The organism is Chitinophaga horti (genome assembly GCF_022867795.2).
GTDB classification, from domain to species: Bacteria; Bacteroidota; Bacteroidia; order Chitinophagales; family Chitinophagaceae; genus Chitinophaga; species Chitinophaga horti.
The window spans coordinates 2057164-2069401 of sequence record NZ_CP107006.1; the positions used below are offsets into that span (position 1 = coordinate 2057164).

The 12238-nt window shown below is 50.5% G+C and carries 9 protein-coding genes; 7 read left to right on the top strand and 2 right to left on the bottom strand.

Going from position 1 to position 12238, the window contains the following annotated elements; genetic code table 11:
* The first annotated feature begins 235 nt into the window (after positions 1-235).
* Both MKQ68_RS08355 and MKQ68_RS08360 read left to right on the top strand, forming a co-directional pair.
* A complete protein-coding gene (locus MKQ68_RS08355) occupies positions 236-2413 on the top strand; it encodes a TonB-dependent receptor plug domain-containing protein (RefSeq protein WP_264282896.1) in 2178 nt (725 codons plus the stop codon).
* A 1-nt stretch (position 2414) separates the two neighbouring features.
* Positions 2415-3074 (top strand): HmuY family protein, encoded by a 660-nt coding sequence (locus MKQ68_RS08360; RefSeq protein WP_244837857.1) that lies wholly within the window; start codon positions 2415-2417, stop codon positions 3072-3074.
* A gap of 267 nt (positions 3075-3341) precedes the next feature.
* Here MKQ68_RS08360 and purB read toward each other — a convergent pair whose 3' ends face one another.
* Complete coding sequence (purB, locus tag MKQ68_RS08365; RefSeq protein ID WP_264282897.1) at positions 3342-4679, bottom strand: adenylosuccinate lyase; 1338 nt, start codon at positions 4677-4679, stop codon at positions 3342-3344.
* Positions 4680-4786: 107 nt separating this feature from the next.
* Between purB and MKQ68_RS08370 the strand changes: the two genes are divergently transcribed.
* Together MKQ68_RS08370 and MKQ68_RS08375 are read left to right on the top strand one after the other, a co-directional pair.
* Positions 4787-5527: a menaquinone biosynthetic enzyme MqnA/MqnD family protein gene (locus MKQ68_RS08370; RefSeq protein ID WP_244837853.1), complete on the top strand. Its 741-nt coding sequence runs from the start codon at positions 4787-4789 to the stop codon at positions 5525-5527.
* Between the two features lie 153 nt (positions 5528-5680).
* Positions 5681-6337, top strand: coding sequence for an NADPH-dependent F420 reductase (locus tag MKQ68_RS08375; protein WP_244837852.1), 657 nt, complete (start codon positions 5681-5683; stop codon positions 6335-6337).
* Positions 6338-6364: 27 nt separating this feature from the next.
* Here the strand turns inward: MKQ68_RS08375 and MKQ68_RS08380 are convergent, their stop codons facing one another.
* A complete protein-coding gene (locus MKQ68_RS08380) occupies positions 6365-7993 on the bottom strand; it encodes a M1 family metallopeptidase (RefSeq protein WP_264282898.1) in 1629 nt (542 codons plus the stop codon).
* Positions 7994-8060: 67 nt separating this feature from the next.
* Between MKQ68_RS08380 and MKQ68_RS08385 the strand changes: the two genes are divergently transcribed.
* The 3 genes from MKQ68_RS08385 (at position 8061) to MKQ68_RS08395 (ending at position 11684) form a co-directional block, all read left to right on the top strand.
* The gene (locus MKQ68_RS08385; RefSeq protein WP_264282899.1) at positions 8061-9665 is read left to right on the top strand and encodes an ABC transporter substrate-binding protein; all 1605 of its coding nucleotides are present in this window, start codon (positions 8061-8063) and stop codon (positions 9663-9665) included.
* Positions 9666-9798: 133 nt separating this feature from the next.
* A complete protein-coding gene (locus MKQ68_RS08390) occupies positions 9799-10548 on the top strand; it encodes an acyl-CoA desaturase (RefSeq protein WP_264282900.1) in 750 nt (249 codons plus the stop codon).
* A gap of 104 nt (positions 10549-10652) precedes the next feature.
* A complete protein-coding gene (locus tag MKQ68_RS08395; protein WP_264282901.1) occupies positions 10653-11684 on the top strand; it encodes a polysaccharide deacetylase family protein in 1032 nt (343 codons plus the stop codon).
* The last annotated feature ends 554 nt before the right edge of the window (positions 11685-12238 follow it).

Sequence of the window (12238 nt, forward strand, 5' to 3'; positions counted from 1 at the left end):
GCAATACTATTCTTTTTACAGCCGTTTGAACCCTCAAATCGGGAAATCCTCTGGCCAACATGCGTAAGCAGTTTATTTTCAATACCTGTGCTGTTTTTAAAATTCCCTCTATGGCTATTTTATTACCGCAGATGGTAAGTGATAAGGCTAACATTTCCCGATATGGTTACTCTTTTTCCTTCGGTGGTCGGTGAAATGGAAGAGTTTTGCAACTGTTTTTCATAAAACTTAAGGAGTGTTCATTTTCCCAGTAGCCCATATATCACGCTCGTTCCTGCTCATAGCCGCTATGGTGGCGCTCACGGTGCCAGCCATGGCGCAGCAGTCTGGCAGGGCCGACACTACCGGTACGCCTGTCGGTCTGAAAGCGGTAACCGTAGCCGGTAACGCTTACCAGAAGCAAGACGACGTGATCGATATTAAAAAGATCGCGCAGCCGGTAACGGTGATCACCAAACAAACTATTGCGCTGATGGGCAGCCGCCGACTGGACGAAGTGATGCGCGAACAAACAGGCATGTCGCTCGTGAGTGACCTGGGCAGCGGCAACCGGTCGGTGGGACTGCAAATGCAGGGCTTCGGGTCGGAGTACATCATGATACTGATCAACGGTCAGCCCATGGCCGGCAGGTTCAACGGCAACTTCGACCTTTCGCGCATCAGCGTATCCGATATAGAAAGAATTGAGATCATCAAAGGCGCATCATCGAGCCTGTATGGCTGCGAGGCGCTCGGTGGTGTGGTGAACATCATTACCCGGCAGGTGGTCACGCAGGCGCAGGGTAGTGCCAGCCTGCAATACGGCAGTTTTAATTCGGTAGATGCGATACTCGAAGGCGAAACACCTTTTGCTAATCACAAGGGCTCCGCTTACCTCTCCGGTAACTTTTATAAGACAGACGGCTTCAACGTTAACACACAATACCTGAAGCAGGGACAAACGGGCCCGCCGTACAACAGCCTGAACCTGCAAGGCCGCCTGAACTACAAACTGAACGACGTACATACCTTACAGTTAAGTGGCCGCTACGCGGGCCGCAATTCTCTAATGCAGCGCTCTTACGGCACCCAGCAGTTCGACGATCAGCTGGACGAAAAAGACCTGAACGCTGGTCTGTCGTTGAACAGTAAACTGAACAGCGGTACCCGTTTACTCACCCGCTATTACCTTACCCGCAACGCCACCGACCAGGAAGTAACTTTTCAGCAAACGGGCACCGCGTTGCAGACGAACCGCTTCGTGCAAAGCATACACCGCCTGGAATTACAGGCCTCGCATGACTTTATAGGAACGGGAGTATCGCTTACCGGCGGTGCTGGTGGCGATTATCAATTAATGACTAACCGCGCTGAGGGCGGGCAGCATGACATGTACAATTACTTTGGCTATGTGCAGGCGAACTACAAAAAAGGCAGCAAGTACGACCTCATCCTCGGTGCCCGTTACGACGGCAACAATGTATACGGCGGTAAGCTGAATGGTACATTCGGTGCAGGTTATCAGCCCGCCAAATGGGTAAAGCTGAAGCTCTCCGTCGGACAAGGTTTCAAATCGCCCACCTACGCACAGCTGTACCAGGTGTTTACCAACGTGATGCAAGGTTACACCGTCATCGGTGCCAATGTATTTGCCGAAAAGGCGGAAGAGATGCGGAAGGCCGGTATGATACAGTCACTCTGGCCACTGGCCGCACAAGTGGGCGAACTGCAACCGGAAACCTCTACTTCGTTTAACCTGGGCGTTACCTTCATGCCTGTGAAAGCGTTGGAAGTAAACGTGAATGGCTTTTACAACAACATCAAAAACCAGCTATTCAACCAGCAGGTGGGCATCATGTCCAACAGCCAACAGCTGTATACCTTCTTCAACGTGGAGCGTGCCTATACCACCGGCCTCGAATCGGTGGCGAAATGGATGCCGTTAACGGGCCTCAGTTTCTCTGCCGGCTACCAATATCTCATTGCGAAGGATCGGGGCGTAGAAGACTCCATTAAGGCAGGTGCGGGCAAGTATGCCACGGTGCGTGCAGATGGAGGCGTTCGGAATGCGTCGGTGTCAGATTATTACAACCTGCCTAACCGCAGCCGTCACAGTGCCAACTTCCAGGTATTTTATGAATACCAGCCATGGGGCCTCGGCGTATCGCTGCGGGGCAATTATCGCGGGAAGTACGGCTTTATGGATATGGATAACAACGGCTTCATCGACCCGTACGATGTGTATGTGGAAGGTTATTTCATGGGGTATGTATCGGTGCAGAAAAAGCTGTTCAACAAACGCATGACGCTGCAGTTATCGGTCGATAACGTATTTGACTACACGGATTACCTCATGCCCGCGCAGCCAGGCCGTATGGTGATGGGCGGCGTAAGCTGGCAGTTCTCTAAAAAAACGGACAAACTATACTTTTGATATGACTATGCGTATAACTTCCCTGATGTGTTTGAGTGTGGCTTTATTTTTTACTGCCTGTACGAAAGAGCGCACCGGTCCTGAGTTACAAGACGGCACCAGTGTCGTGATCAAAGACCTGCCCGGCGACACCCTCGCTAATATGGCAGGCGGCTCGTCTTTTAAGAATCTCTATTTCAGTTTCACCGCCAACGATAAAATAGAAGTAAGTACTACGGAGAAGCCTACTCTCAAATGGGACCTGGCCTTCACCGGCCCCTATAATTCAGAAGTGTTCGTGAACGACGGCAGCTACGAATATAACCCCGGCTACGGCGGTCCTGGTAAAGGTGCGGTGGTTATCATCGACAAACCTTACGACCAGGTGCACGAAGTGCCTACAGAGGCGCAGTTTGAAGCATCGGATTTTAAGAAGATCGGCTGGGATGCCGGCAACGGGCGCGGCTGGTTCTTTTATTCGCTGGATAATCACATTTGCGTTCCGATTAAGAACCGCACTTTCGCTATACGCACAGCTACCGGCAAGTACGCGAAACTGGAGCTGATCAACATTTACAAAGGCAACCCGCCTGTGGTAACCGATTTGTTCTGGCCCGCGCCGTATGTGACGTTCCGGTATTTTGTGCAGGAAGATGGGAGCAGGAATGTAAGGACGAAGTAGCTCGGCATATGTTTGCGAACGCGAAGATTACACACGAAGTTTGCTTCGCTTTGCTCGCAATGACGGCGCGGGGCGGGCGTTCGTTTTCACTGTCATTGCGTCTTCACCCGTCATCGCGTCTCTACCGTCATTGCGTCTCCACCGTCATTATTAGCGTGAGCGAAGCAAACCTCCGCACCAGTAAATGACCAATAAAGAAAAAGCCGCCGAAGTGAGTGACACAACGGCGGCTGATGAGCGAACTAATGTTAGTTCCCAAAAATGTATTTAGAAGATCCCCGTGTAGTTATGCGGGGTGATGGCTTTCAATTCTTTTTTCAGCGCTGCGCTGATCTTTAATCCGTCGATAAACTTCGCGATCGTTTTCTGGTCGATGGCTTCGCCGCCGCGGGTCAGCTCTTTCAGGGCCTCGTATGGGGACGGATAGTTTTCGCGGCGCAGGACGGTCTGGATAGCTTCTGCTACCACGGCCCAGTTGGCGTCCAGGTCAGCTTTCAGCTTCGCTTCGTTTAGGATCAGTTTGCCCATGCCTTTTTCCAGCGATTTAAACGCCAGCACCGTGTGACCGAAGGGCACGCCGATGTTGCGCAGCACTGTAGAATCCGTGAGGTCTCGCTGCAGGCGGGAGATCGGCAGTTTGCCGGCCAGGTGTTCGAACAGGGCGTTCGCAATGCCGAAGTTGCCTTCTGCATTCTCGAAATCGATCGGGTTTACTTTGTGCGGCATGGCCGATGATCCTACTTCATTCTTCTTGATCTTCTGTTTGAAGTAATCCATGGAAATGTAGGTCCACACGTCGCGCGCGAAGTCGATGAGGATATTGTTGATGCGTTTCAGCGTATCGAATTGTGCGCCGATGTTATCATAATGCTCGATCTGCGTGGTAAACTGCATACGTTGCAGGCCCAGCGTGTTGTTCACGAACTTATTACCGAACTTTTCCCAGTTGATTTTCGGGAAAGCGATGTTATGTGCGTTAAAGTTACCGGTAGCACCACCAAACTTCGCCGCGAAAGGGATTTCGCTTAACAGTTTGATTTGTCCTTCGAGGCGCTCCACGAACACCTGGATCTCTTTACCTAATTTGGTGGGCGATGCTGGTTGTCCGTGGGTACGTGCCAGCATGGGAACGTTTTTCCAGTCGTTCGCCATCTTTTTCAGCTGCAGGATCAGGTTGGACAGGGCAGGGAGGTACACATGTTCTACCGCTTCTTTCCACAGCAAAGGCGTTGCGGTATTGTTCACATCCTGCGAAGTGAGGCCGAAGTGTACCCATTCCAGTTTGTCTTCCAGTCCCAGGTTTTTCAATTCATTTTTGAGGAAATACTCCACCGCCTTCACGTCGTGGTTGGTAATTTTCTCGGTATCCTTGATCACCTGTGCGTTTTCTACCGTAAAAGACTGGTAAATATTGCGTAAAGCCGTAGCTTTTCCTTTAGGGAGCGTAAACAGTTTCTGTTCTGCCAGCGCGATGAAGTACTCCACTTCTACGAGTACCCGGTACCGGATCAGCGCAAATTCAGAGAAATAAGGGGCCAGTTCTTCGAGTTGTCCCCTGTAACGCCCGTCTATGGGGGAAATAGCTGTTAAGGCTTGTAATTGCATAAATATTTGTTCCGGTTTGTGGTGTATCCCGTTTTTCGGTCCTGCAAAGGTATTTGAAAGCCGGGAACAGTAAATTAGTTATTTTTGCGGCCTCAAAATTACAGAAATTGGAACGGAAAGTAAAAGTAGCGGCAGTAAGTTATCTGAATACGAAGCCATTATTATATGGTTTCAAGGGTCATGAAGTGATGAAATCCACCGAACTGACGATGGACTATCCGGCCAGCATAGCACGGCAACTGATCGATGGAGAAGTAGATATGGCTTTGGTGCCGGTGGCCATTATTCCACGTATGAAGGAATATCATATTATTTCTGATTATTGTATAGGGGCAGATGGGCCCGTTGCTTCGGTATGCCTCTTTTCTGAAGTACCGTTACATGATATAAAGCGCATATATCTCGATTACCAGAGCCGCACTTCCGTGGCCCTGCTCAAAGTGCTCGTTGCCAATCACTGGAAGCTGGACGTAGAATTCATCGAAACCACCGGCGGCTATGAGGGCCTCATTAAAGGTACCGACGCCGGCTTAGTGATCGGCGACCGTGCCCTCGAGCAACGTCTTATATCCCCGTTTATCTACGATCTGGCCGAAGCCTGGATGCATTTTACCAGCCTGCCCTTCGTTTTCGCCACCTGGATCAGTAATAAACCGTTGCCGGTGGAGTACATCCAGCAGTTTAACAACGCCAACAGCATTGGTCTTAACAATCTGCCTGCCGTGGTAGCCGAAAATAGGTACCCGACGTACGACCTCACGTTGTATTACACGAAAAACATCAGTTACCCGCTTACCCCGGCCAAGCGGCAGGGGATGCAGCGGTTCCTCAGTTATTTGCATAAGTAGCAGATAGGCTCCCCGGCTTTTGGCCGGGGATTTTTTTTCGGTCGGACAGGCCTGCTCAACCATCACCCAACCATCACCCGACCATCACTGAACCATCGGATTGGTAGTTATCTCATGCTAAAATTTCGTACATTCCCTATAAATCCTGTGAATATGAGAGTCGGCATCTTAGGCTCCGGCGTCGTAGGGCGTACCCTGGCGAGCGGACTTTCCCGTATAGGACATCATGTGATGATCGGCACCCGGGACATTCAAAAGGAAGAGCTCGAAGCATGGCTGGAGCAAGATCGCGAGAAGCACAAACTGGGCTCCTTTAAGGAGGCCAGCATCTTTGGCGACCTCATTGTACTGTGTACACAGTGGACGGGCACTAAAAACGTCATTGAACAGGCGGGCATCTGGAATTTTAAGAAGAAAGTGGTGGTGGACGTCACCAACCCGCTCGACGGTAAAGGTCCGGACGATCAGGGGCGCGTGCACTTTGCCCTGCATAACAACGCCTCGGCAGGGGAGCAGGTACAGGCCTGGCTGCCCGATTCGCATGTGGTAAAGGCGCTGAACTGTGTAGGCAACATCCACATGGTGCAACCCCAGCTCGAAGAGGGCGACCCTACGATGTTCATCGCCGGCAACGACGACCTGGCCAAGAAGGCGGTCGCCGACATCCTGCAGCACCTCGGCTGGCGCGATGTGGCCGATATGGGAAAGATCGATATGTCGCGGGACATTGAGGCGCTTTGCGTGCTGTGGTGGGCTTACGGCTTCCGCACCGGTGTGTGGACGCACGCCTTTAAGCTGCTTAAAAAATAAAGGCCCCGCACTGCGGAGCCTTCTGCTTTATGATTTCTTCACTTTGATATAGAAGTTCGGGTCTATCGCAAACTTCGAGGGGTCGCTCAGTTGCAGCTTTGTCGTTTTCCAACTTTGCAAAGGATAGATAAAGCTATACTGGCCATCGCTCAATGTCACCTTTATCGGCATATTGAACCCTTTTACGCTGTTGCTCCACCGGTAACTGAGTACACCGTTCTCTATCTTATATTCCAGTTCCGGAATCACGATCGTTGTGAGGTACTGCTCGTACACTTTATCGAAGTTTTTGCCGGTGGCGTTATTGATGTATTGCTGTACCTGGCGGCCTGTTACGGTCTGGTGATAGAACTTTTTGTTGAGTCCGCGCAGTATCTGGCGGAACTTTTCGTCGTCGTTAATGATCTGGCGGATGTTGTGGATCATGGCGGAGGCTTTTGGGTACATGTCGCCGCTGCCTTCGTTATTCACGCCGTATTTGCCGATAATCGGGATGTCGTTCTGCACGTTCCTGCGGCTGCCGCGGTTGTATTCGTTGGCGGCCTGTAAACCGTCGGCGCATTGCGTGAAGATGGTTTCGGAGTAGTTAGTGAACCCTTCATGCACCCACATATCTGCAATATCTTTCGTGGTGATATTGTTGCCGAACCATTCGTGGCCTGTTTCGTGGATGATGATGAAGTCCCACTTGAGTCCCCAGCCAGAGCCGGAGAGGTCGCGGCCGAGGTAGCCCATCTTGTACTTATTACCATAGGCCACAGCGCTCTGGTGTTCCATACCGAGATGCGGTGTTTCTACCAGTTTATAGCTGTCTTCATAAAAAGGATACGGCCCGAACCAGTGTTCGAAACACTTCATCATCGGCTTCACTACTTCGAAATGTTTCTTCGCACGATCGAGGTTGTAGTCCAGCACCCAGAAGCTCATGTCCAGCTTACCTTTTTCGCCGGTAAAGCTGTCGGTAAACTCCGTGTAATGCGCAATATTCAGTGATACATCATAGTTGTTGATCGGGTTGCTCACGAACCAGTTGAACGTCGTGGTGCCGTCACCGTTGTCTTTGCGGCTGCGCAGGCGCCCATTAGAAACGTTGGTGAGGTCGGAGGGGACCGTAACCGTAATGTTTGTGCTGTCTGCTTCCTCCGTTTGGTGGTCCTTATTCGGCCACCATACGCTGGCGCCGAGGTTCTGACAGGCGGTGGCGATCCATGGGCGGTTCAGCGAGTCGAGGCTCCATTGCACGCCGCCATCCCAGGGTGCACGTATGGCTTTGCGGGGCAAACCGTGATAATATACCGTAAGCTGGTTGATTTTACCGGCGACCTGTGCGGCCTGCATTGTGATGAAGAATGCATTGCCATCTCGCCTGAACTTCAGGCTTTTGCCCGCCTGCACCACGCTGTCGATCTGCATCGGCTGCTGCAGGTCGATCTGCATTGTTTTGTAGGGCTTTAATACCCGGTAGTGAATAATATTTTTACCGCTCAGAGAGCTGTCGGCCAGCGATACTTTTACATGTAAGTCGTAATAAGTCACATCCCACCAGTTGCGGTCGGCCGTAAGCGTTCCGCGCAGCGTATCCTGGCGGGTAAACTGTTGCGCGTTGGCAGCCAGTGCGGCCGATAATACTACCAGTAACAAAACTATGCTTCGCATCTTCTATTGATTATTTTCGCTGAAAGATATTAATTTAACAGCAAATGAGACGTCAGGTATTAGCTAGATGTATACAGATATTAACCTTGTTGCTGTTGGCCGGCTGCGGAATGAACGGGGGCACGACAAAATGGTGTTCCGCTATAACCAGCAGGAGGGCATTCCCACGTTAGACCCCGCCTTTGCCAAAACGCAGGCCATTATCTGGGCCATTCACCAGTTGTACAATACCCTTGTGGAGCCGGATAGTCTGCTGAACATCGTGCCCTCGCTCGCTAAAAGCTGGGACGTATCTGCCGACCGCCTTACTTACACCTTTCACCTGCGGGATGATGTGTACTTTCATGACAACGAGGCCTTTCCCGGCGGCAAAGGCCGTAAGATGACAGCTGCCGACGTCGTGTACAGCTTCCGGCGGCTGATGGACCCGTCCGTTGCATCCACCGGCGCCTGGGTGTTCAATGATAAGATCGATCCGAAGCAAGGTTTTAGAGCCCTTGACGATACTACGTTTCAGCTCACCTTACTGCACCCGTTCCACCCGATCATGGGCATCCTGAGCATGCAATATTGTTCCATCGTGCCGCACGAAGTGATCACGAAATACGGCAAAGACTTCCGCAAACATCCCTGTGGTACCGGCCCTTTCCAGTTTCATTTCTGGGACGAGGGGCAGGCACTGGTGCTGCATAAAAACCCGCGTTACTTCGAAACTGATGCTTCCGGCAATCGCCTTCCGTATGTAGATGCGGTGCAGGTAAGTTTTGTGGACAGTAAAGGGACGGAATTTCTCCTGTTCCGCCAGGGCCAGCTGGACTTTGTGAATGAAGTGGAGCCATCCTTTAAAGATGAAGTGCTTACTAAAACGGGCATACTCAAAAAGGAGTGGGAGGGCAAGATCGTACTGGAAAAAACGCCTTTGTTGAACACCGAATACTTTGGGATACTGATGGATACCGCTAATCAGCACGCGAAGAACTCGCCCCTGAAGCAGCGGTTGTTGCGGCAGGCCATCAATTATGGGTTGGACCGCCGCAAGATGATGACCTACCTGCGGAACAACATTGGCAGGCCCGCCAACTCCGGGTTTGTGCCGTACGGGCTGCCTTCATTTGATGCAGAAAAAGTGAAAGGGTACGAGTATAATCCGGCTAAGGCGCTGGAGCTGCTCGCACAGGCAGGTTATCCGAATGGGAGACGACTACCACCTATTAAACTGCTGTCCATCCCCAACTACTCCGACATGGCCAACTTTGCGGCCAACCAGCTGCAGGCGATCGGTATTCCCTTAGCGATAGAAATTGTGCAGAAAGGCACTCTCATCGACCAGGTATCCAAATCCCAGTTACCGTTTTTCCGCGGGAGCTGGATCGCCGATTACCCTGATGCGGAGAGCTACCTGGCCATGTTCTATAGCCGCAATCCCGCGCCGCCGAACTATACACGCTACAACAACCCTGCGTTCGACAAGCTGTACGAACAAGCCATCCGCGAGAACAACGACAGCCTGCGTTACACCCTTTACCAGCAAATGGACCGTATGATCGTGGCCGACGCGCCGGTAATACCGATCTTCTATGACGAGGTGATGCATCTGCTGCAACCAAATGTTAAAGGTTTGGTAAATAATGGGTTAAACATGCTGGAGCTGCGTACGGTGCGCCTGCGGTAAATGCCGCTGCCATTAGTTTTCAGCCATTTGTTAAGAGAGAAATAGCGCAGTCCGCCTGCGAAACCGTTGAATTATGCCTGAATTGGCCTACCTTTGCGGCTTCATTTAATTAATAACTGCGAACACCGGACTAATGATTGCAATTCTGACCTTCCTTTGCGTGCACTGGTTTTTGTCTCTCTTCTTCCACACGTTTTTCCTGCACAGGTATGCATCTCACCAAATGTACACGACCAGCAAAGGCTGGGAGCGTTTCTTCTACCTGTGTACCTGGTTTTTCCAGGGTTCTTCCTACCTGATTCCCCGTGCTTACGGTACGATGCACCGTATGCACCATGAATATAGCGATACCGAACACGATCCACATTCTCCCCACTTCTTTAAAGACGTATGGACGATGATGGTGCGCACCCGCGAGATTTATAATGACTTTGCTACCCGGAAGATCGTGGTGGACGAGAAGTTTACCAAAGATCCGCTGCCTGAGTGGGATGCACTGGACCGTTTCGGCGATCATAATATTACCCGCCTCGTATTTGCACTGGGTTATATCGGCTTTTATGTAGCGTTCGCGCCACACTGGGCGTACTTCCTGTTGCTGCCTATTCACTTCCTGATCGGACCTGTACAGGGCGCAGTAGTGAACTGGTGTGGTCACAAATACGGTTATAGCAACTTTGATAACGGCGATAAATCTAAAAATACTTCCCCCTGGGGCATTCTGCTGATGGGTGAACTTTTCCAGAATAACCACCACAAGTTTAAGGACAGCCCGAACTTCGCAAAGAAATGGTATGAGTTCGATCCTTCTTTTGCGGTGATGAAAATGATGCATGCTGTAGGCATCATCAAACTGAAACCAGTTCCCGTTAGAGCACACTGATAAAGCAATTGTTACGCAAACGCTGCATAATATGATGAAAATATTATGCAGCGTTTGCATTTTGGCTACGCTCGGCTTATTTTGCGTTTCTAATCAAATCTTGCATGAACCCCCTGAAGAAAGTTTACTACCAAGGCGTAAAGATGATGAATCTCGCAGTACTGAAAAAGCTGTACCGCGGGCATATAATATTACCGTATCATCACCTGGTGAACGATGGGGAAGTGCCACATATCAAACACCTCTATCCCTGGAAGGGTACCAAAGCCTTTGAGGCCGATCTCGATTACCTGGCGGCAAACTTTACTGCGATCACACTGCCGGAAATCCTTACGTGCGTGCGCGAAGGTCGCCCTATTCCCGACAACACCTTCCTGCTTACCTTCGACGATGGATTGCGGGAGGTGAAAGAAGTGATTGCGCCTATGCTGCAACGTAAAGGGCTACCCGCAATATTTTTCCTTAATTCTGCTTTTGTTGATAATAAAGAACTGTTCTACCAGTTTAAAATCAGTTTACTGATTGAAGCGCTGGAGAAGCAAACGTATAGTCCTGCCACACTCGCCGAGATCCGCCGCATTGTGCAGGAGCCTGCGGGCAGTCCTGTAGATGCGCTGATCCGCCACATCCGCCAGATCAAGTATGGCGAGCGCGCTATTTGTGATAAGCTGGCCCAGGTAATGAACATCTCTTTCGCCGATTACCTGAAGAATGTACGTCCATTCATGAACAGCGATGAAATTCAAACACTTGTTAACCAGGGCTTCAGCATTGGCGGGCATAGCATCGATCATCCCTTTTATCCGCCATTAACGCTGGAAGAGCAACTGCGTCAAACCACTACCTCTGTTGACTTTGTGGCCAACCGTTTCAATCTCGATTACAAAGTATTCGCCTTTCCGCACTACGACACCGGCTTAAGCAAAACCTTCTTCGACACACTGCTAAGTGGTCCTAATCCACGCATCGATCTCATTTTCGGCACTGCTAATCATAAGATGGATATGTCTCCCCGCATTCTGCATCGTTTTAACTGCGAGCGGCCTTCCGTAGGCATCGAAGAGCAGGTGAAAGGGATACTTGCTTATGGTGTGTTACACTCATGGGCGGGGAAGAATAAGGTGGTGCGGATTTAATTTGGTCATACAGTTAAGCCTTAATTGCGGCCGGGTCTGTCGCCTGTACGTCGGCAACGCTCACTGTAGCTGAATCGTAGCCCAGTATATTACAGCTGTACGTCATCAACTGTTACTGCGGCTGCATAGCTCCAAGTCGTGGAGGTGTGCTGCCGGGATTCGCAACCTTTACTGCCACTGATCGCCTGAATGGACAAGCCGGGAGACAAAAAATGGTATGTATTCATCCTTCACTGCGGCTGGTTCGCTTTTTGTGTTTCTTCTAAAGTGTAGAATGTTGTGGTGTCAATAGTGGCGTACATGTTACACTTCTACCCAAACCTCTAGAAGCTTACCTGTGGCCGCTTACGAGCGGGATAAACGTTATGAATTTTGTGTTTGATGGTATAATAATGCGTTATGACTGGTCGGAATGATCCATGTCCGGCAAAAGGGGGCAATTGTACACTTCCGGCACCGCCCTTTCCTAGTAAAAATTCCTTTAATGTTTAAAAATGCATATGTGTGTTATGACATCAACCAGACAGTTTAAAGAATAAATTAATAGATAAATA